The sequence below is a fragment of the Sphingobium quisquiliarum P25 genome (genome assembly GCF_000445065.1).
GTDB classification, from domain to species: Bacteria; Pseudomonadota; Alphaproteobacteria; order Sphingomonadales; family Sphingomonadaceae; genus Sphingobium; species Sphingobium quisquiliarum.
The window spans coordinates 1-21,341 of sequence record NZ_ATHO01000106.1 but is presented as its reverse complement, the minus strand read 5'-3'; the positions used below and the strand labels follow the sequence as shown (position 1 = coordinate 21,341).

General features: G+C 65.4%; 18 protein-coding genes and 2 pseudogenes. 4 read left to right on the top strand and 16 right to left on the bottom strand.

From position 1 onward, the window contains the following. The 13 genes and pseudogenes from L288_RS0121680 to L288_RS33870 all read right to left on the bottom strand — a co-directional run. Window positions 1-209: pseudogene (locus L288_RS0121680) on the bottom strand (phosphomannomutase); the annotation flags it as partial. After that, window positions 206-2,707: a heavy metal translocating P-type ATPase gene (locus L288_RS33925; protein ID WP_004212886.1), complete on the bottom strand. Its 2,502-nt coding sequence runs from the start codon at window positions 2,705-2,707 to the stop codon at window positions 206-208. The pseudogene L288_RS0121680 and the gene L288_RS33925, both read right to left, overlap by 4 nt. Beyond that, window positions 2,704-3,312: a cation transporter gene (locus tag L288_RS33920; RefSeq protein WP_004212885.1), complete on the bottom strand. Its 609-nt coding sequence runs from the start codon at window positions 3,310-3,312 to the stop codon at window positions 2,704-2,706. The genes L288_RS33925 and L288_RS33920 overlap by 4 nt, the downstream gene beginning before the upstream one ends. Next, on the bottom strand, window positions 3,309-3,995 hold the full coding sequence (locus L288_RS33915; RefSeq protein WP_004212882.1) for a ZIP family metal transporter: 687 nt from the start codon (window positions 3,993-3,995) through the stop codon (window positions 3,309-3,311). Before L288_RS33915 ends, L288_RS33920 begins: the two co-directional genes overlap by 4 nt. A 3-nt stretch (window positions 3,996-3,998) precedes the next feature. Beyond that, complete coding sequence (locus tag L288_RS33910) at window positions 3,999-4,412, bottom strand: hypothetical protein (protein WP_017183574.1); 414 nt, start codon at window positions 4,410-4,412, stop codon at window positions 3,999-4,001. A gap of 47 nt (window positions 4,413-4,459) precedes the next feature. Further along, complete coding sequence (locus tag L288_RS33905) at window positions 4,460-4,837, bottom strand: hypothetical protein (protein WP_021238674.1); 378 nt, start codon at window positions 4,835-4,837, stop codon at window positions 4,460-4,462. Further along, complete coding sequence (locus L288_RS33900; RefSeq protein WP_004212879.1) at window positions 4,834-5,322, bottom strand: SRPBCC domain-containing protein; 489 nt, start codon at window positions 5,320-5,322, stop codon at window positions 4,834-4,836. Before L288_RS33900 ends, L288_RS33905 begins: the two co-directional genes overlap by 4 nt. A 53-nt stretch (window positions 5,323-5,375) precedes the next feature. Beyond that, window positions 5,376-8,621, bottom strand: coding sequence for an efflux RND transporter permease subunit (locus L288_RS33895; protein WP_004212878.1), 3,246 nt, complete (start codon window positions 8,619-8,621; stop codon window positions 5,376-5,378). Between the two features lie 3 nt (window positions 8,622-8,624). Next, on the bottom strand, window positions 8,625-9,803 hold the full coding sequence (locus tag L288_RS33890) for an efflux RND transporter periplasmic adaptor subunit (RefSeq protein ID WP_004212877.1): 1,179 nt from the start codon (window positions 9,801-9,803) through the stop codon (window positions 8,625-8,627). Beyond that, the gene (locus tag L288_RS33885; protein ID WP_013039111.1) at window positions 9,803-11,080 is read right to left on the bottom strand and encodes a TolC family protein; all 1,278 of its coding nucleotides are present in this window, start codon (window positions 11,078-11,080) and stop codon (window positions 9,803-9,805) included. The genes L288_RS33890 and L288_RS33885 overlap by 1 nt, the downstream gene beginning before the upstream one ends. Window positions 11,081-11,140: 60 nt before the next feature. After that, a complete protein-coding gene (locus L288_RS33880; RefSeq protein WP_007406840.1) occupies window positions 11,141-11,437 on the bottom strand; it encodes a hypothetical protein in 297 nt (98 codons plus the stop codon). Between the two features lie 73 nt (window positions 11,438-11,510). Continuing rightward, complete coding sequence (locus tag L288_RS33875; protein ID WP_004212871.1) at window positions 11,511-13,478, bottom strand: cytochrome c/FTR1 family iron permease; 1,968 nt, start codon at window positions 13,476-13,478, stop codon at window positions 11,511-11,513. Further along, entirely contained in the window at window positions 13,478-14,104 is a 627-nt protein-coding gene (locus L288_RS33870; protein ID WP_004212870.1) for a cation transporter, read from the bottom strand. Before L288_RS33870 ends, L288_RS33875 begins: the two co-directional genes overlap by 1 nt. A gap of 78 nt (window positions 14,105-14,182) precedes the next feature. Here L288_RS33870 and L288_RS33865 point away from each other — a divergent pair, with 78 nt between their 5' ends. Continuing rightward, window positions 14,183-14,599, top strand: a complete 417-nt coding sequence (locus L288_RS33865) for a MerR family transcriptional regulator (protein ID WP_004212867.1) — start codon at window positions 14,183-14,185, stop codon at window positions 14,597-14,599. Here the strand turns inward: L288_RS33865 and L288_RS33860 are convergent. After that, window positions 14,593-15,795 (bottom strand): aspartyl protease family protein, encoded by a 1,203-nt coding sequence (locus L288_RS33860; RefSeq protein WP_013039112.1) that lies wholly within the window; start codon window positions 15,793-15,795, stop codon window positions 14,593-14,595. The two genes, L288_RS33865 and L288_RS33860, sit on opposite strands and share 7 nt — an antisense overlap. A 289-nt stretch (window positions 15,796-16,084) precedes the next feature. Beyond that, entirely contained in the window at window positions 16,085-16,657 is a 573-nt protein-coding gene (locus L288_RS33855; RefSeq protein ID WP_009824027.1) for a recombinase family protein, read from the bottom strand. A gap of 191 nt (window positions 16,658-16,848) precedes the next feature. Between L288_RS33855 and L288_RS33850 the strand changes: the two genes are divergently transcribed. Together L288_RS33850 and L288_RS42400 are read left to right on the top strand one after the other, a co-directional pair. Then, window positions 16,849-18,249 (top strand): Mu transposase C-terminal domain-containing protein, encoded by a 1,401-nt coding sequence (locus L288_RS33850; protein WP_004212864.1) that lies wholly within the window; start codon window positions 16,849-16,851, stop codon window positions 18,247-18,249. Next, window positions 18,176-19,054 (top strand): AAA family ATPase, encoded by an 879-nt coding sequence (locus L288_RS42400; RefSeq protein WP_009824028.1) that lies wholly within the window; start codon window positions 18,176-18,178, stop codon window positions 19,052-19,054. Before L288_RS33850 ends, L288_RS42400 begins: the two co-directional genes overlap by 74 nt. A 314-nt stretch (window positions 19,055-19,368) precedes the next feature. Here L288_RS42400 and L288_RS33840 read toward each other — a convergent pair whose 3' ends face one another. Continuing rightward, complete coding sequence (locus L288_RS33840) at window positions 19,369-20,607, bottom strand: site-specific integrase (RefSeq protein ID WP_021238673.1); 1,239 nt, start codon at window positions 20,605-20,607, stop codon at window positions 19,369-19,371. Between the two features lie 146 nt (window positions 20,608-20,753). Here L288_RS33840 and L288_RS33835 point away from each other — a divergent pair. Then, window positions 20,754-21,341, top strand: a pseudogene (locus tag L288_RS33835) (hypothetical protein); the annotation flags it as partial.

Below are 21,341 nucleotides of genomic sequence, written 5' to 3'. Positions count from 1 at the left end.
GTCGGCATCAACCAGAGACGGTCGAGCGCGACGCCGGCAGGAAGGCGCGAGGCGATCTGCTTTTCGAACTGCGGCCAGTCCCCGCCCGAGATCACCGCCACATCCGTGATGGCGAGCAATCGGGCGAGGATTGCGGCCATATCCTCCGATAACGGCCGCTTGCTCTCGGCAAGCGTGCCGTCGAGGTCGAAGGCGATCAGCCACTTCATGCCGCCTTCCCTGCCGGATCGCGGTAGGCGAGCAGCCTGAGCGCATTGATGACGACGAGCAGCGTCGATCCCTCATGAACCGCCACCGCTGGCCCAATGCCGAGGCCGAGGATGGTAGCAGGCACCAGGAAGGCGACGACACCCAGGCTGACGAAGACGTTCTGCCGGATGATTCCACGGGTATGGCGGCTAAGACCGACTGCGAATGGCAGGTGCGCCAGATCGTCGGCCATCAGCGCCACGTCGGCTGTCTCCAGCGCAACGTCCGACCCCGCCGCGCCCATCGCGATGCCGACCGTGGCGCTTGCCATCGCCGGCGCATCGTTCACGCCGTCGCCCACCATCGCGACCTTGTCTTCGCCGGCGAGCTTCTTGATCGCGGCAACCTTGTCTTCGGGCATGAGGTCGCCCCACGCTTCGTCGATCCCGACTTCGTCGGCGATCGCTTCGGCGACTTTCTGGTGATCGCCGGAGATCATTATCATCCGCGACACGCCCATCTCGTGCAGCCGACGCAACGCGGTCTTGGCAGCTTCGCGAGGCGTGTCCATCAGGCCGATCGCGCCCAGGTCGCGGTCCCCCTTGCGGACCACCATTGTCGTGCGGCCGTTCTCGCGCAGCTTCGCGATTGCGTCCTGCGCGCCCTGCCCCAGCGCCGGAATGCCCTCACTTCCGAACATCTCGGCCTTGCCGATCCACACCGTCTCGCCATCCACGCTCGCGGTGACGCCCCGACCGGTCAGGCTCTTGAGGTCGCCGGCAGTCGGCACGGCACGATCGTTCAGACGTTCGCGGCCGTCCTTGACGATCGCTTGGGCCAGGGGATGGTCGCTCAACGCTTCGACGGCGACAGCCAGCGCCAGCAACTCGCCTTCATCGGCGCCATCGACGGGCACGACATCAGTGATGCGCGGACGACCTTCGGTCAGCGTGCCCGTCTTGTCGAAAGCGATCGCTTTGAGCGACCCGAGGTTTTCGAGCGGTGCACCGCCCTTCACGAGCACGCCGCCCCGCGCTGCACGGGCAACGCCCGACAGGACCGCGCTCGGCGTTGCGATCGCGAGCGCGCACGGGCTTGCCGCCACCAGCACCGCCATCGCGCGATAGAAGCTGTCGCGGAACGGCTCGTCGACGACCACCCATGCGAACAGCAGGAGCACTGACAGGACCAGGACGGCGGGCACGAAGATCCGTTCGAACCGGTCGGTGAAGCGCTGCGTCGGCGACTTCTGCGTCTCCGCTTCGCTCACCATCTTCACGACCTTGGCAAGCGCGCTTTCATTGGAACGGCGTGTCACCTCGATCTCGATCGCGCCGCCGCCGTTGATCGTACCAGCAAAAACCCGGCTTTCCGCGTCGACTGCATCGGGCTTGGCGCGTGCCGCTGCGGCATCTGCGACCGGCACCTTGTCGACCGGGATGCTTTCACCCGTGACCGGGGCCTGGTTGATCGCGCTGGTGCCCTTGATGACGAAGCCGTCGGCAGGCAGGCGCTCGTTCGGGCGGACGATGGCAATGTCCCCGACGACCATCTGCTCGACCGGGATTTCGCTGGTCTGCCCGCCGCGTCGCACGGTCGCGGTTTCGGGCGCGAGCTTCGCCAGCGCCTCGATCGCCTTCTTGGCGCGGCCCATTGCATAATGCTCAAGCGCATGGCCGAGGCTGAACAGGAACAGCAGCAGCGCACCTTCGGCCCATGCGCCCAGCGCAGCGGCGCCGGCCGCAGCGACCAACATCAGCGTGTCGATCTCGAACTTCTTCATCCGGAGGTTGTCGATCGCCTCGCGCAGCGTGAAGAATCCGCCGAAGAAATAGGCTGCGATATAGCAGGCGGTCGGCAGCCATTCGGGCGCGCCAGCGACCAGCCTCTCGATCGCGTAGCCGATCCCCAGCAGCGCGCCACAGGCGAGCGCGAAGATCAGCTCGGTATTGGGGCCGAGAAATTCGGCGTGGCTATGGTCGTGGCCATCGCCGGGGCCGTGCTTCTCTTCGCCCGCGCCGTGGCCCCCGGGGCCGTGGTCGTGGCCGGCATGTTCATCGGCAGCGACCCGCTTGCCCACCCTCACCTTCAGCTTGCGAAGCGCAGCGCGCACCTCCTCTTCGGTGGTTTCGCGGCGATCATATTCGACCCGGACAGACCCGCTGGTGCTGGCGCTTGCCTGGACCACGCCGGGCAAGGCGCACAGCGCATCGCTGACCGTGCGCGCCCGACGTTCGTGGTTGATCCCCGTCACCTGCCAGATCGCATGGCCGTAGCGCTCGGTGATTTCGGCACCTGCGGCGCGCACCATTTCGCGCAACCGTGGCAGCGGCAGCTTGGCGGCATCGAAATGGATGCACAGCGCCGCTGGCGTGTTGCCGTCGAGACAGATCACATGCGCCCGCTCGACACCTTCGCGCTTTGACAGGGTTGATACGAGACGGTCCAGGCAGGCATCGGCCGCGTCAGGAAGGTCCGGCAACAACACTGGAATGTCGAGTTCGAGCTTGTCGTTCATGACGACCTCCTTTCGCTTTTCTTGGTTTCGGCGCGCGCGTCGCGCAGGATTTCGACACCGCCCTTGATGGCGATGATGGCGGTGGCGAAGCCGACCAGCAGGTCCGGCCAATTGGTACCCAACCACAGCACCAGCACGCCGGCGATCAGGATGCCGCCGTTGGAAATGAAGTCGTTGAAGCTGAAGGTGGTTGCGGCCCGGAGATTGACGTCCGGATCCTTGAGGCGCTGGAGCAGCCGCAGGCAGAGGTAATTCACGACGCCGGCGATCGCGGACATGACCATCATGGTAGGTCCGATGGGCTCGCTGCCCTGCACGTAGCGCCGTCCGACATCGATCAAGATGCCGCCCGCGAAGATCAGCAGCATGACGCCCGAAGCGACCGCGGCGCGTGTCTTCCATGTCTGGCCCCGGGTGAGCGCCACAAGGCTCAGCGCATACACAGCCGTATCGGACAGGTTGTCGACGCCGTTGGCGATCAGCGCGCTCGAGTCCGCGAAGAAGCCGGAAACGAAGAAGCCCGCAGCGATCGCCGCGTTCAGCAGCAGGACGATCCACAGTGTGCGGCGCTCCTGCCCGCCATTGTTGTCGTTGCCCGGGATCATCCCATCATCTCCTCAAGTGTCAGCAGGGCCAGGAAGCCGACGAAAAACATCGAGCTGATGAGCGGGGTGTCGGGTTTCTCGTGCGCCTCGACCAGCAACTCCTCCGTGACGAGGTAGAGCAGCGCCATCAGCCCGAAGCTGAGGAAGCCGGCGATCATCACCGGCGACAGCGCGGCGACCGGCACGGCAGCGAGCGCGCCGATCGGCAGCAGCAGGGCCAATGCCGAGACGATCACGATGATGCGCAAGCGCGAGCGATAGGTTTCCGCCAGCTCGTCGGTCAGCGTCAGTCCCAGAAATAACACTTCCAGAGTGAGCGCGATCGTCAGCAGGAGACCTGCCTTCTCGCCCGCCACGAAAGCGAGGCCGAGCACCAGGCCGTCCACCAGAATGTCGATGCCGATCGCGGCGAGTAGCGCCATCGGCCCCTTGAAGCGGGCCTCAAGAGCCTTGAGCCCCAGCATGGTCGCGACGCCCGCCGCCCCGCCGATCAACGTCGCGCTGGGCGATGCCTCATGCTTGACCTGCGGCAGGATTTCGGTCGCTGCCGCCGCGAACACGACGCCGGCAGCGAGATGCTGTAGGCCCGCCACGAGGCCAGGTTTCAACTTGGTGCGGCTCGCGACAATCGCGCCGAGCACGACCGCCAGCACAGGCGCAAGCGTATAGAGCAGTGCCTGCATTTCCTAGGACTCCTCCGGGGTTCGGTGGCAGACGCGGATCTTCCCGCGTCGCGTGAACGCGATCGATCCGCCCGCCACGACAGCCCGCGAATGGTCGCCGCGAAACTCGTCACCGGTTCGCTGCGCGCGCAGGATCTCGGTCCTGCCCTTCGGCAGCCAGGTGACGGCCATTTTCAAGCCTTCATCGATGAAGTCGACATCGGCGCGTGTGCCGTCGTCGCAGTACATGATGCGCTGCGCGATTAGTTTCGACGTCAGATGCTTTTCATGCGCCGGCTCGGTAGGCTGGGTCGGCGCTGGATTACACGCCCCTATAACCGCCCCGGAGACGAGAACGACGCCGAGGCGCGCGATCGCCAGACCGGCCCGATTCAGGCCGCACAAGGTTGTCACATTTGAAATCGACGTGTCAGACATCGGTCTCTTCCGACGAAGCGCCCTGTGGCGTTCGAAGGCAGGGCAGTTCATCGCGTGCCTTCCTGCTCGCAGATCCGGGTACGGCCATCGCCTTCCACGATGGTGAGCTGCGACCCCTTGAAGGTCGCGGTGGCTGTTTCGCCGACATATTGCAGGCCCTGCGCTGGCGCGGTCAGCATCATCGGCGGTCCCCCGTTGGAGCGCCGCAAATCGATCTGCAGGCCGTTGTCCTTGTAATCGACGAACAGCGGTTCCCCGTCGGAACAGCGATATCTATGCCGCCCCATTTCCCCGGTCGTCACGGCGCTGTCGGACGAATGGATCTGCTGCTCCGTTGGCGGGGCTGGCGGCTTTCTTTCCGAGCACGCCGCGAGCCCGACAACGAGGATGACGGCGGGCAGCACCCGCTTACAGTGCATCATCATCGCGCCTTCCTCCTGTAGCGGAAGGGGACGCGCTGACGATTGATAGCCCGGGCAGGCTGACCTACCCGCCAGCGGAGATAGGTTGCGAGGCGATCGTCAGATTCGACCATCAGGGATCGCAGGCGGCGCAACATCATCGCCGCGAACGGCAGGGAGAGCGCCCCGCGCAGCGTGCAGCTATGCGTTAGCCTGGTGCCGCCATCGTCCCCCGCCAGCTCGTACCGCTCTTCGAGCGTGAACAGATAGGGGATGCCGCAGGACCAAGCGAAGGCGTGCGGTTTATCGAATCGATCAATCCGTGCTGGCGTCCGAATTGGCCGGGTGATGCCCTGGATCGCAAAGGTGCATTCTGTGTCGCCGAGCCGGGACGGATCATCGAGAAATACGAGCGGACTCCACGCCCGGCGATGATCCGGATCGGTGAGTGCCGACCAGATGCGCAGTGGCCCGCCGTGAAGCATCGAGCTGGTTATGGTGCGAGGCATATCCCCATCTCCCAGAGATGGGCGGGGCGATCGCGGATCGCCCCGCCCATCCATCAGGCCAAGTTGTTCACGAAGGTCTGACCGTGGTCGTCCCCTTCATGCTCCTCATTGTAGTGCTCGGGTTTCTCGATCACTTTCTGCCCGAACCGGGCATAGAGTGTCGGCAGCACGAACAGCGTAAGAAGCGTCGCCGAGATCAGACCGCCGATGACGACCGTCGCCAAAGGCTTTTGAACCTCTGCGCCGGCGCCTTCGCCCAGCGCCATCGGCACGAAGCCGAGGCTGGCGACTAGCGCGGTCATGATGACGGGTCGCAGACGCTGCATCGCGCCAACATGCGCGGCTTCCTCGCGGCTCATCCCTGATCGGATCAGATCTTGGATCGAGCTGACCATGACGAGGCCGTTGAGGACCGCGATGCCCGAGAGGGCGATGAAGCCCACTGCCGCCGAGATCGAGAAGTCCATGCCCCGCAGGAACAGCAACAGGACGCCGCCCACCAGCGCGAAAGGCACGCCGGTGAACACGATCGCGGCGTCGCGGACCGATCCCAACGCCCCGTAGAGGAGCAGCAGGATCAAGATGAAGCAAGCCGGAATGACCAGCTTCAGCCGTTCGCTTGCCGATTGGAGGTTCTCGAACTGGCCGCCCCATTCGAGATAGGTGCCGGCAGGCAGCCGGAGTTGGCTGCCGATCGCCGCCTGCGCATCCGCCACGACGGATCCGACGTCGCGGCCACGCACGTTGGCTTGCACCACCACGCGCCGCTTGCCGTTCTCGCGGCTGATCTGGTTCGGACCATCGACCACCTTGATCTCGGCGACGCTGGACAGCGGTACATAGCCGCCGCCTGCCACCGGCACCTGCACCTGTTGGAGCAGGCCGATGTCGGCACGCTGCGCCTCCGACAGGCGGATCACCACGGGGAAGCGACGGTCGCCCTCGAAGATCTGGCCCGATGTTCGCCCGCCGATCGTCGCAGTCACGGTGTCCTGCACATCCTGAGCCGTAACGCCCAACCGCGCCATCGCGTCGCGGTTGACGCGAATGTCGAGCATGGGAAGACCGGTCGTCTGCTCCACCTTCACGTCCGCTGCGCCTTGCGTTCTGCGCAGCACCGCCGCGATTTGCTCGGCCGTCCGGTTCATCTGGTTGAAGTCGTCCCCGAACACCTTCACCGCGATGTCGCCGCGCACGCCGGCGATCAGCTCGTTGAAGCGCATCTGGATGGGCTGGGTGATCTCGTAGGCATTTCCCGGAATCTTCGCGAGATTACCCTCGATCCGGCTGACCAGCTCCTCCTTGGGAAGCTCAGGATCCGGCCAATCCTTGCGCGGCTTCAGGATGACGAACATGTCGGTCGCGTTCGGCGGCATCGGGTCGGCCGCCAGCTCGGCGGTGCCCGTCTTGGAATAGACGAATTGCACCTCCGGCTGCTTCGACATCATCCGCTCGATCGGCACCTGCATCGCCTGGCTCTGCTGGACCGACGTTGCCGGAATGCGGAGCGACTGGATCAGCAAATCGCCTTCGTCGAGCTGCGGCAGGAACACCGAGCCGAGCGTAGTGAAAGCAAGCGCCGCCACCACAAGGCTTCCCACACCCGCACCGATCGTCAGCGTCGGGCGCTTCATGGCCCGGTCGAGACCGGGTTCGTAGCGCTTCTTCAGCCACGTGATGATGCGGCCGTCCTTCTCCTCGACCTTCTTCGACAGCCAGATCGCAATCATCGCCGGCACGAAGGTGAGAGAGAGGATGAAGGCGAAGGCGAGCGCGATGATGACGGTCAGCGCCATCGGTCCGAACGTTTTACCCTCCACGCCGGTCAGCGTGAGCAGCGGTACGTAGACGAGGATGATGATTGCCTGCCCGTACACAGAGGGACGGATCATCTCACGCGCAGCGGCTGCCACGGTCGCGAGCCGTTCCTTGACGCTGAGCAATCGGCCTTCATGATGCTGTTGCTCGGCAAGCCGGCGCAGCGCGTTTTCGACAATGATGACGGCGCCGTCGACGATCAGACCGAAGTCCAAAGCCCCAAGGCTCATCAGATTGGCCGAGACCCCAGCGCGCAGCATACCAAAGCCTGTCAGCATCATGGTGATCGGGATGACCAACGCCGCGATCAGGGCCGCACGGAAGTTGCCGAGCAGCAGGAAGAGCACGACGATGACCAGCACCGCGCCTTCGGACAGGTTTTTCGCGACCGTCTTGATCGTCGAATTGACCAGCTCGGTGCGGTTCAGCACCGGCTGAATTACGACGTCAGGAGGCAGCGAAGCGTTGATCGTCTTCAGTTTCTCAGCGACCGCGGTCGACACGATGCGGCTGTTCTCGCCGATCCGCATGATCGCCGTGCCGACGACGACTTCGGTACCGTTCTCCGATGCCGAACCCATGCGGATCGCCTGACCCGTCTTCACAGTCGCAACTTGTTCGACCGTGATCGGCACGCCGTTACGTGTCGCGATCACGGTCCTGGCCAACTCGCTGGCATTGCGAACGAGCGCATCCGAGCGAACAGCCAGACCTTCGCCATTGCGATTGACGAAGCCACCGCCGACGCTGGTGTTATTGCGCTCCAGCGCATTTCCCAGGTCCGTCAGCGTGATGCCGAGCGAGGCCAGCTTCTGCACGTCGGGCACGACGAGGAACTGCTTGGCGTAACCGCCAATCGAGTCGACACCGGCGAGGCCCGGTGTGGTCTTCAGAAGCGGCGTCACGATCCAGTCCTGCGCGGTGCGCAGGTAGGTCGCCTTGTCCTCTTCGGTCGTCAGTCGCTCGCCCTCTGGCGTGATGTAGCTGCCATCGGGCTGTTGGCCCGGTTCACCGGGCTTGTGCTTGTCGTCCTCGCGATGATCGAGACGAACGGTGTACATGTACACCTCGCCCAGGCCTGTCGCGATCGGACCCATTTCAGGGTTCACGCCGTCGGGCAGATTCTCTTGCACGCCCCGCAGACGCTCGCCCACCTGCTGGCGGGCGAAATAGATGTCCGTCGCGTCCGAAAAGACCGCCGTGATCTGCGCGAAGCCGTTGCGGCTCAACGAGCGCGTATATTCCAGGCCGGGGGTGCCGGCGAGCGCGGTTTCGATTGGAAACGACACCTGCTTCTCGACCAGCTCGGGCGAGAGGGCAGGCGCGCGGACGTTGATCTGGACCTGATTGTTGGTGATGTCCGGCACCGCGTCGATCGGTAGCCGGTAGAGGGAAAAGGCGCCGATGGCGGCGACGATGACGGTGAGGAGCAGGACTAGCCAGCGCTTCTCGACCGCCCAGGTTACGATACGGGCGATCATGGCTTAATCCTCGTGGCTCGCTTCGCCCTTGCCGATCTCGGCCTTGAGCGTGAAACTTCCGGTGGTGGCGATCTGTTCGTTGCCGGTCAGGCCCGACCGGACGATCACCGTGTCGCCCGACGCATCGCCGAGCTGGACCGGGGTCGCCTTGAAGCCGGTGGGCGTGCGCACGAACACGACCGACTTGCCCTCGAAACTCTGGACCGCCGTCGTCGGCACGCGGACCGCCCCGCTCCCGCCGCTGCCCGTGAGCTGCACGGCTGCCGTCACAGGCTCGCCGACCCGCCATTCGCCACCGCGATTGTCGAGGGTGGCGAGCGCAGGCACGAGCCGCGTCTGCGGATCAAGCGCCGGCGACACGAAGGTCACGCGGGCGGTCGCCTGACGGCCTGCCGCCTTCACCAGCACCGTATTGCCGGGACGCACCCGGCCCGCATCCTCGGGCTTGAGATTAAGCGCGATCGACACCTGGCTCAGGTTGGCGATGCGATAGAGTTCGGCATCCGCCGCGACCGTTTGTCCCAGCGTCACGGGGCGCGCAATGATCTGGCCCGAGATCGGCGCGGCAATGCCGAGCCGGTTGAGCCCGCCGCCGCCGACACCCGCCGCCGAAACCATGCTCTGCGCCTGCGTCAGGGCGATCCGCGCCTCCGTCGCCGCTGTGCGGGCGGCGATCAGATCCTGTTCAGGGGAGACTCTCTGCGCGAACAGCCGCTGTTCGCGCGCGAGGTTCGAATTAGCGAGCTGAAGCCGCGCCCGCGCCGCCTCGACCTCGCCCTTGATCTGCGCCGCCTCGCGGCTTTCGATGACCGCAATGGTCTGGCCGCGTCCGACCGATTGGCCGAGGTTACGGGTGAGCGCGACCACGCGTCCCGCAATTGCGGCCGAGACGACCTGCGTTCCCTGTGGGTCGCCCTCGATGATCGCGGGCAGCTCGATCGTCCCGGCCCCGCCGATGATCGGCCGTCCGACCTGGACGCCCGCTGTGGCGATCTGGTCGGCACCCAATGTGACGACGCCTTCACCGGCATGACCGCCTTCAGCACCGCCCTTTTCCGTGCCCGCTGCCGTCTCATTGGCAGCTGCGCCTTCGGCAGTTGCCTCGTTTCCGCCATCCTTGCCGCCGCAGGCAGCCAAGAGCAGGGCGAGCGACGCCGCGCCCGCGAGATAAAAGCTCTTCATCACTGATTCCCCCCATTGGGCGCACGAGCGGTCAGTCGCTCCACTTGCGCGCGGGCATTCTGGTAATTGGCAAGCGCGTCGATCGCGGCGACCCGCGTTTCGGCGAGCGTGCGTTCAGCATCGAGCAATTCGAGCTGGCCGAACTTGCCCTCGCGATAGCCGATCCGCGCGATGCGGGCGGCCTCCTGTGCAGCCGCCAGCGCCGGCCCCGACGCCGCACGAGCCGTCGTTGCGGCATTGGCCGCCTGCGCCTGCGCGTCCGTGATCGCCTGTTCGATGTCGAGCGCGGTCACGCGGCGCTGCGCATCCGCCTGGGTCCGCTGCGCGGTCGCCTGCGCAATCGCGGCGCGACCATTGTTGAACACCGGGATCGGGATCGACACGCTGAACACCGCCGCCATGTCGTTGGTCGCTTCCAGGCGGCGGATCGACGGCCCGACGTTCAGGTCAGGCACGCGATTGGCGCGCGCGAGCCGCACGCCGGCTTCGGCAATGGAGAAATCCGCGTTGGCTGCCGCCAGCGCGAGTGTGCCGGTCGTGTTGACCGGTGCCAACGGCCCATAGACGTTCACATCGGGAAGGCGATCGAGCAGCGTGTCATCGAGCAGGCCGTCGATCGGCCGTCCGATCCGACGCGCCAGATTGGCGCGGGCCGCCTCGGCCAAGCGAAGCTGCCGCTCCACATTGGCGTCGGCATTGATACGCGCGACATCCGCGCGCTGTTGCTCGAGTGGCGATGCCCGCCCTGCCTGCACGCGAACGCTCGCGGCCCGCAGCGCATCGCTGGCGATCCGGGCCTGATCGCGGGCTGTCATTACCCGGCGATCGGCCGCGACCGCTTCGACATAGAGCTGCGTTACCTGAAGCCGGACATCCGCCGCGATGATCGCGGCCTGGATCTCGGCCCGGGACAATTGCGCATTGGCGACCGCGACGCGGGCGCCGCGCTTGCCGCCTAGCTCGATCGGGATCGCAAAGCCGACCGTGGTTTCCGCGCTGCGGACCCCCCGATACGGCCCGGAGCCGATGACATTCTCGACTTGGCCTTGAACCACCGGATTGGGCCGCAAGCCGGCGACTGTGCGACCTGCACGGGCCGCGTCGATTCCAGCTGTCGCCGCTTCCGCAGCAGGGGCCGAACCGCCCGCTGCACTGACCGCTTGGTCAAGCGTGTAGACCGGCGCATCCTGCGCAACAGGCGCGGACGGTCCGACCTGCGCCTGCGCCATCGTGGCGCAAGACGCTGCGGCCAGCATGGCCGCGAGGATACGATTCATGAAAATAGGACTCCTGACGATGATCGACAGGGGCGCGCCAACGCACGCCCAAATCGGACGTCAGGCTTGGGGGGGCCTCAAATGGACCATGCCGGTGCGGCCGTCGAGCGACGCAGAGGCGGAGATTGTCGGCTTGGGCACTGTGAGGACGGGGGTATATTCCATCGTCGTGCGCGCAGGCGCGCCGACGTCGTGTCCGTGACAATAATTGTGATGATGCGGGACATTCTTGTCCGAGTCCGATGGCACCTGATCGATGTCACCGGCGGTATGGACCGTGAACTCAACGCCCGCGATGCTTCCCCCCGCCAGATCGGCGGCATGGGCCATGCCGGAGAAGCTGGTCAGGACCAGCATCAGGCATGTCAGGAAAGGCAAAAAGGCTCGCACTAGCTTGCCTCTATCACGGAAGGGTTTTCATGTCATTGCACTAATTCGAACCAAGGGTCACTGAGCCGGAACCCGAGCGGGATCGGTCGCGCCCGTTCCAGGCGAACCCGACCGCAATGGCGACCGCCATCAGGAGTTGCGCCAGCACCGATTGCCAAGTGGGAAACACGCCGAGCATCGACAGCCGTGGCACGTCCGCGAGCGGTGCGATGTTGATAAGGCCGGCTTCCTGGAGCGCGGCGACGCCTTTACCCGCCAGCACGACGGTCAGGACCGCCATGAGCCAGGAGCTATAGCGGAAGAACTGCGCGATCGGCAGCTTGCGACTGTAGCGAAGCATGGCCCAAGCGATCAGGCTGAGCAGTCCAATCGCCGACCCGGCCCCCGCGAGAAGCATCCCGTTGTCACCTTGCGCCGAAAGCGCGGCATAGAACAGGATCGTCTCGAAGACCTCGCGATAAACTACGACGAACGCCAGCCCGAACAGGAACCAGCCCGACCCGCCCGAGAGCGCCCGCGACATCTTCTCGCGAATATAGCGCTGCCACTGATCGGCCTGCGCCTTGCCGTGCATCCAAATCCCGACCGAGAGCAGCACGACCGCGGCGAACAGCGAGCCAAACCCTTCCGTCAGCTCCCGGCTCGCACCGCTGATCCCGATCGCATAGGTGGCGACCGCCCAGGTGATCCCGCCCGCGATGATCGCGCTGACCCAGCCGCCATGCACGTACCGCAGCGCCTCGCCGCGCTCGGCTTTACGCAGGAACGCGATCATGGCGACAACGATGAGCAGGGCTTCGAGCCCTTCACGCAGCAGGATCGTGAACGCGCCCAGGAACGTGGACGCTTCGGTGGCGGCATCAGGCGCGAGCGCCGCTTCCGCATCGTCGAAAAGGCCGCCCAGTACTGCGACCTTCTCCGCGAGATCATCGGGCGACGCGCCCCGGTCGATCGAGGCGCGGAACTCCCCCATCGCGCCCTCGATTCGACCCATCAGCGTCGCGTCGCGCGCGGTGAGTGTTGGCTCGATCGGCTCGAACCCATCGAGATAGGCCGACAGCGCCAGCTCTTTCGCCATGCGCGCATCGCCGCGCCGCGCAGCCGCCACGCTTTCGGCGAGTTTGGCGCGGGCGACCGCGAGCGAGCCGGGAGCCTGTTGTATCACCTGTTCGGGATGACGACGCAGGAACGCGAGCACTGGGTCAGCCTTGGCGTCGCCGATCGCCGCGCCGAGCGCGGCCGGGGTGAGCGCGACCAGGGTTTTCAGGTCCGGAATGCGCCGGCGAAGGGTCGGGTCGGATTTCCAAAGCCGCTCGCCTTCGCGCGCCTGCGCATCCGTGAAGGCGAAGCTCCCGGCTCGGAATGCTAACGCCCAGCGCTGATCGTTGGGCAGATCGGCGAAGCTCTGCATCGCGGTCCCGTCGATGCCTTGCGTCACCACCTGATAGAGCGCGAACACGCTGCGCTGGCGCGCGCGCTCGGCATCGGTGAAAGCAATCGGGGGCGTAGCGAGCTTGGCGGCGTCAGGGCCACGGCCGTTGCCCGTCATCCCGTGGCAGGACGCGCAGGATTGTCGGAACAGTGCATCGCTGGAGACGAGGTTCGGAGCCTTATCGGGCGCGAGCGGCACCGGGTAGGCGCGCAACAGATCGGCCGCGAGCCCGTGCGCCAATGTTGCCACCTGTTCAGTCGGTCCCTTTTCCGCGATCACCGCCTGGAGGTTGGCAGCCCGCTGGATGAGGGCTTGACGCTCCGGCTTCGCCGGCAGGCCCTGAAGCCGTGTCGAGACCGACGCGGCGAACTCCGTCATCTCGGCATATTCCGACGTGCTCTTGATCCGACCGTTGGCGACCGCGCCGCCATAATCGACGGCCATATAGTCGAGCAGCCGCCATGCGGTTTGCACGTCGCCGGGTTCGGCGATTGCCGCAGCAGGGATCAGCAGCGCCGCGAGCGCGGAGAGCAGCCGCAACGAGAGCATTGCCCGGATCAACGCGAGCAGACGCACTACCGCTCTCCCAATTCGCGCCGAGCGCCAGTGACGATTTCATAAGCGGAGTGGAGGAACAGGAGGGCGATGAGGCCGGCGACGGCGAGGTCCGGCCAGGCGCTTCCTGTCCACGCCACCAGACCGGCCGCGGCGATCACCGCCACGTTGGCGAGCGCGTCGTTGCGGCTGAACAGCCAGATCGCGCGAACATTGGCGTCCCCTTCCCGGAAACGCGCAAGCACCAAGGCGGACACGACATTGATCGCGAGCGCGACAACGCCGATTGTGCCCATCAGTTCGGCATCGGGCGCGGTTGCGTTCAGGGCGCGCCAAATCGCGAAACCGATTACGCCCACGCCAAGCGCACCGAGAAACAACCCCTGCGTCAGCGCGACCTTTGCCCTCGCCCGTGCGGACCAGGCAAGCGCGAGAAGACCGATAAGGCTGATCGACCCGTCCCCGAGAAAATCGAGGGAATCCGCTTTCAGCGCTTGGCTATCGGCGATGAACCCGCCGAACAGCTCGGCGACTCCGAAGCCGAGGTTGAGCACCACGACGGTCAGCAGCGCACGGCGATAGGCCGGATCGGTTTGCGCGCGCGCGGGCTCCCCGTGGCACCCGCAGCTTTCGGTAGAAGCATTCATGCGGCCTTCCTTACCACCTCCAGTCGCTGTAGAAGCAAGCGAAATGTGCGACACGTTCGCATAAGCAAGGATGGCATGATGAAGCCGGTGATGATTGGGCAGCTCGCCAGCGAGACCTCGACGAAGGTGACGACGATCCGCTTTTATGAGTCGATCGGGTTGCTCCGATCCGCCCCTCGCACGGCGTCGGGTCGCAGAACCTACGATGCCAGTGACATTGAGCGTTTGCACTTCATCCGCAACGGTCGCCGGCTTGGCTTCTCCGTCGACGAGATCCGTTCGTTGATGGGGCTGGCGCAGAACCCGGACCAGGATTGTGGTGCCGCCTCAGCTATCGCTGCTCAGCACCTCAAGGATGTGGAGGAGAGACTGGCGCAACTCGCGGTGTTGCGGGATGAGTTGGCAATGCTCAGCCAGAGCTGCACCAAGGCGCGCATGGCCGATTGTCGGATCATGAAGGCGATCGGCAAAGGCCACCCTCAAGCCGATCAATAATAATCGGCCAGCCTGAGCTCGCGCACATCACCCGAGGCCATCGTCAGCTTTACGAGGGTGCCAGCAGGCCGGGAGCGCACTTGCCAGAGCTCCCCACGCGTATAGTTCGCATCGATCGAATGGCCGTTCACCGCCACGATCCGGTCGCCGACCGCCCAGCCAGCCTTTTCCGCGGGACTGTTCGCCGCCACATGAACAACGGTGAGCGCCGTTGGTGAGGCTGCGAGGCCAAGGCCGCTACGGTCCTTCAGCATCGGCAGGCGACGACGAGGACCGAGTGGCCGGAGCCACACGAATCCGGCGGTCACGTCGAACACCACGTCGAATTGAGCGATCAGCGGTAGGCCGACATTGCCAACCGTGCTGGTGGAGAGCCAAGCTCTCATCCCGAGTGTGGGGACGTTCGAGACGCCAAGCCCTTCGATGTTGATGTTCTGGATCGTGAAAGCATCGTTGATACGCACACCATCGACGCCGCCGATCGCCGCGGTCGAGACGAGCTTCCCGTTCAACAGCCCTTGATCGCGGGCATAGGCCGACGAGAGCATCAGCGCGGCCGAGCTGCCAAGATCGATCATCAAGGGCACGGGAGGCAAACCCGAGACGGAAGCTCGAATGAACAGCTCCTGCTTGGCACCGCGCCCGAGCGCGACAGCGCGCCAGTCGGGACCGGCGAGAAACGTGCCTGACTTGACGACCGCCATACGCCTTTTCGCGAAATCGAGCGCGATGCAGCTACCCGTGAACATATCGGCACCGAGGAGGATATCGATCGGTCGTCCGAAGGCCGCCGACACTGAACTCAGATCACCAACGACGGCAAAGGGTAAGCGACGGGTTTCGCGGGCGAGCTGTACGTCGATGTCGCGGACCAGCAGCACCGGGGCCTTGGCGCTCAGCCCGCTAATCATGCGCCGCTCACCATCGTTCAAGCCGAGCTTCGCCGCGAGCGCCGTGCTCATGATCGACGCGCCGCTGCCACTGTCGAGCACCGCCCGCACCGGCACTCCGCGCACTTGTGCCGAAACAAGGAGGGTATCACCCGTGCCGACTTCCAGCGGCTCCCATTCGAGGTGAGCCGCACCGAAGTTCCACGAGCCCGCAGACCGGGAAGTCTGTCGCGCGAGCGTTGGAGAACCGAGCACCAAGCCGGTTCCACAGGCCACCAGCCGCGCCACTAATGAGCGTCGAGACATACCGATTGCTTCAACACGGGCCGTCAAAAAGCCACCTCCAGCCCCCCGTCCGCAGGAGAGCAAATTGCGGTTACATGCTCCAGCCACTGGAGGAGCAAGTGCTTTTGGTGCGCCCGAAAATCCTCAGAAGCGCTTGGAGAACTTTAGATGAAGGATGGTGCAGACCGCTTAGATGCCTTCCCGATAACGAACGGTTCCGGGGGACGCTGGGCCGATCGGGACCGCGAACGGTGTAAACGCTCGCGCTAAGTGGCGGCATTCTGATCGCGCTATTTGTCGGCGAGCGTCGCTACGCGGCTACCGGCTTGGTCTCGGCCGATCGCACATAGGCGTAGAGTTTTGGCTTGGAGATGCCGAGCATCGAGCAAATCTTGGCGATCGGCATCGTGTTCTCGTGGTAGAGCCTGACGGGCAGGTCGCGCTTGTCCTTGCCGAGTGCGGCCGGCCGGCCACCCTTCTTGCCGCGAGCGCGGGCTGCGGTGAGACCGGCCTGGGTCCGCTCGCGGATCAGGTTGCGCTCGAACTCCGCCAATGCCCCGAACAGGTGGAAGGTAAGCTTGCCCGACGTGGTGGTCGTGTCGATCGCCTCGTGCAGGCTCAGCAGCCCGACCTTTTCCTCGTCGAGGTAGGTCATCCATCCGATCAGATCACGGAGCGAGCGGCCGAGCCTGTCGAGGCGCCAGACCACCAGTGTGTCGCCGGCGCGAAGCAGCTCCTTCACCTTTTCCAATCCAGGGCGAGCGGCAGTCGCCCCGGAGGCCTTGTCGGTGATGACCTTCTCGCAGCCGGCAGCCTTCAGCGCATCACGCTGGAGGTCCAGGTTCTGCTCGGCGGTCGATACGCGGGCGTAACCGATTTTCATGCGTAGGGCCGGTGGCGCCCCGATCGGGCGCGGTTTGGGAAGAAAGTCGTCATCGGCAGGTCTATGTTGCCCTAGTTTTCTTTACCGGGTAGATTTACGTCGAACAGGCCGGTTTGGCAACGCGAGCGGACTCGCATGGCGATGGGCAGGCAAATCTCCGTTTTCCTTACCTGCGACACGGACCGTCGGCGGTGACGCATCCGGCGCTTGTCCCGCCGCTGGCGATCGAGCGCTACCGCGTCCTTGAACCGCACCTCGCCGATGGCATCCCGCTCGCGGACCTCGCCCGCACCGGCACGCTGAGCGAGCGGACGTTGCAGCGCTGGCTCGGGCGCTACCGTGCCGAAGGACTTGCCGGTCTCGCGCGTCTGCCGCGCAACGATCGGGGCAGGCTGCACCTGCCGGAACATCTGGTCGAACTGACCCGCACTCTCGCCACCAAGCGCCCGCGACCCCCGGTCGCCGCCATTCACCGAAAGGTGCAGGAACTCGCCATCGCGCATGGACACCGAACCCCCAGCTATGCGGCCGTCGCGCGTGTCGTCAGGGCGATACCGGCAAGCCAGATCGCCGCAGCCTCCGATCCGGCCGTCTACCGCGACCAGCACGAGCTAGTGCATCGGCGCGAAGCCGCGACCTCGAACGAGATGTGGCAGGCCGATCATACCGTTCTCGACATTCTCGTGCTCGATGATGCCGGAACCCCGGTGCGTCCTTGGCTGACCGTCATCGTTGACGATCACAGCCGAGCCATCGCCGGTTACTTCCTCAGCCTCGATGCCCCCAGTGCCCTCAACACGGCGCTCGCCTTGCGGCAGGCGATCTGGCGCAAGCCCAATCCCGAATGGATCGTCAGCGGCATTCCCGAACAGCTTTACGTCGACAACGGCTCGGATTTCATCTCCGAGCATATCGAGCAGGCGTGCATCGCCCTCAAAATCCGCCTCATCCATTCGCTGCCGGGGCGTCCTCGCGGGCGCGGCAAGATCGAGCGGCTGTTCCGCACCATCAACGACATGTTCCTGCCCGACCTGCCCGGCCACCTGATCGCGGGCAAGCCGCTGTCGGCGCCAGTGCTCACGCTCGACGAGCTGCGCGCCCGCTTCGAGGCGTTCGTGTGCGGCGTCTATCATCGTCGCCCGCATGGCAGCACCGGCGAACCGCCGATCACGCGCTGGCAGAAGGGCGGGTTCCTGCCCGCAATGCCCGACAGCCTTGAACAGCTCGACATGCTGCTCGTGCACGTGCCCAAGCCCCGTAAAGTGCTGCGCGACGGCATCCGTCTGATGGGCAGGCGCTATGTCGAACCCACGCTCGCGGCCTTCGTCGGCGAGCAGGTCGAGGCGGTCTATGACCCCCGCGACCTGACCGAGATCCACGTCTACCACCAGGGCCGGTTCGTCTGCCGTGCGCTCAGCTCCGAGCACGCTGGGCACCCGTCGTTGCGCGCGATCCAGCGCGCCCGGCGCGGCGCGAAGGAGCGCGACAAGCAGGTGCCTGCCCCCACGGAGACCTTCGATGGCGACCAAGAGGATACGGCTTCCCGGCCCACCACCTACCGAGGGCTCCGGCTCTACGCCGCTGACGATTGAGTTCCTGGTCGAGCAGCCGTTCCTGGCGACCCGCGAACATGCCCGGTTCGTCGAGTTTGCCGAAGCCTGCGCGCACTACCGCTATATCGGCGTGTGTCATGGCCGGCCGGGCGTCGGAAAGACGCGATCGGCGCGCGAGTTTTCCAGCTTCCCCGACCTGGGGGAATATGCCGCGCTCCGTCCCATTGCCGCGCTCCTTGGCGAAAAGGTCGCTCGCTGCCGCGCCGTCTTCTACACCGTGTCGGTCAGCAACACGCCCAAGACGATCGACGCGGTGTTGGGCCTCAACCTCATTAAGCTGGGCTATGCCCGGCTGACGGTCGCGGGCGGCTCGCAGGACGAAATCACCCATGACGCCGCCCGCATCGCCTGCCCCCTCGTCATCGTCGACGAGGCCGACCGCCTGACCATAAAGTCGCTCGAACATCTCCGCGACATGGCCGATCGCCACGGCTTCGGGCTGATCCTGATGGGTATGCCGGGCTTGGAGAAGCGCCTCGCCCGCTATGCCCAGCTCTACTCGCGGATCGGCTTCGTCCACGAGTTCAAACCGCTTACCGAGACCGAAATGCGGCTGCTGCTCGCGACCCACGCCGGCGATTTCGGGATCAGCTTCGACCCGGCCCAACTCGACGCGATCGAAGCGCAGGCAGCCGTGATCCGCATCACGCGCGGCAACTTCCGGCTCATGGAGCGCCTGTTCGCGCAGATGCGGCGGATCATGACCCTCAACCGCGTCGAGGAGGTCACCGCTGACATCGTTCAGGCCGCGCGCGATTGCCTCGTCATCGGACCCGGCAACTGACAAATAGCGCGATCAGAACGCCGCCATTTAGCGCGAGCGTTTACACAGGATAAGATCCATACCGTTTCCGGAACCACTTTCTTGTTTCCTCTTCGAAATTGGACTGTGCTGATGAGTTTGAGCGATGGTGGCTTCGCTCATACACTACGCGCTACCAGGCCCCTGCCCGTTTCTTAGGCTTAACGTTGTAGCTCAAGACCCCGGGGGCTCAGCCTCCCTTCTCCGGTTCTTGCCGCTGCGCAAATCCCTCGATCTACCTGCCGCCGTCGTGTGGTCGCACGGCATCATCCAAAGACCTATTTAGGCCGTCATGACTAGCCAATCTTCGCCATAAGGCGCCCCGCCGCCCCCTGCTCTGCCGCGAGATTGCGATTATAAGCGAGCGGCATCCGCGGCGACTTCCACCGCAGCGCGTCCATGATGCCGGCCAAATCCTCCCCGCTGGCGAACAGGTCCTGATTGAGCCCGATCCGCGTCGAGTGCGCACTGATCCCCTTCAGCAACCGCGCCAGATCGTCCGCCGTCAAATCGGGCAGCGCGCCACGGTCGAACGCGCGGCCGATGATCGACCGAAAGATTGGTCCGATCGAGCCCGGGTGCAGCGCCACGGTGCCGATGTCATATTCGACGCGCGCCTTCACCGCCGGCTTGGACAGCGTCTTGCGCAGATCCCACGTCTCCCGGCCCGAGATGCTGTCGATCGGCCGACCGCGCACGGCTGCCCGCGCCTTGTAGCGCCGCACCTGCACCCGCCGGAACAGCGGCCCTGTCGTGATCCCCGCCGCTTCGGTCCACGCCGCGATCGCCGCGACGGTGCGCGGGCTGAGGTAGGCGGTCGCCCCCTCCCCGTCTTGATCGCCCTTATGACGCAGAATCTGCAGCAGCCGCGCTTCGGGATCGATCGCCTCCTCAATATGCTCAATGGCGACCGCCACCAGTTCGGAGGCGCGCAGCCCGGTGTCATAAGCGGCCGATAGCAGCGCCCGATCACGCAGCCCCGGCAGATCCTCGCCACAACTCTCGAGCAGCGCGCGGATGTTGAGCCCCCGCGCCTTGTCGCGCTCGACGTCGCGCACCGGGCCCTTGAACCGCAGCGGCCGCGCCTGCTTCTGCGCAGCCCCCTTCTCGCGGCGCACCGTCTGGAGCCGCAGCTTCACCAGCGGCGCCGGCGTCGGATCCTTGAGCTCGAGCAGCTGGTGGATCTTGGCGATCGACGCCTTGTAGCGGGATAGCGAGGCCGGCCGGCTCCCCTTCCCGGCCCGCGCGTCGAGATAATCGGCCACGGTCTCGGGCGTGGCCGGCAGCGCGATCCGGTTGTTGCGCCTACACCACGCATCGAACGCCTCGACGTCGGACTTGAGCGCACGGATGCTATGGGGCGATGAAGCGGCCTGATAGGCGGCGATCAGGCCCTCGTTGACGGTGATGCGCTCGCCGGCGCGCATCTGCACGATCGTCCACGCAAGGTCGGCCGGCGCCCTGACGGCCGGCAGGACAGCCTCAGGCGGCGCTACGGGGATTTCTGGCCCTTCCCGGGCGGTTTCGGTGCCCATGATGCGCCACGCTCCTCAACGTCGCTTGTAGCTTATCTTATAAAGAGGCGTCAATTCCGCTTATATGATAACTGCAATTATCACATGTTCGTTCACCAACCACCTGAGTAGTTGTGCAGTGTTTTGGCATTCACTACACATCCGGCATGGAGCGCTTCCATCCCCTCGCCGCCGACACCGACGTCCCACCCGAGGAGCTCGCCCTCGCGCAAGGCGAATGCGCGCTGGCGCTCGGCCGGCTCGACGGGCTCCTCGCCAGCCTCACCGATATCGAAAAACGGCTGTTCTGCGTAGGGCTGCTGCGGGAGGTGTTGCTTTCATCCCTGGCGCAAGCGGGATTTGCGGACGCCGAACACCGGTTCAACGCCTGGTTCGCCGGGCTCGACCGCGGCCCCCAAGAGACACCCCTCACCGGCTGCTCCGCCTATGCCGTGGTCCGCGCCCTGCTCGGCGAACTCAGCCGTCATCCGTGGGAACCGCTCGCCGATGCCGCGCAGGCCATCGCTCTGGCCGCTCGCTTCGGGGCCGACCGCCCGATGCAAGCCGAAGACGCGCTGGCGGAGGAAGCGATCGGCAGGGCGATCACGCTAATGAAACAGGCCGGCGCGGATGACGAGACCCCCCTGCCCTTCGCGGGTCTGGCCCGCCTGCACGCGCTGCTGCGCGCCGATCCGCGGTTCGCGCCGCTGGAGCGCGCGGTGCAAATCCGTTCGTTTGGGAACCGCGCGGTGGCG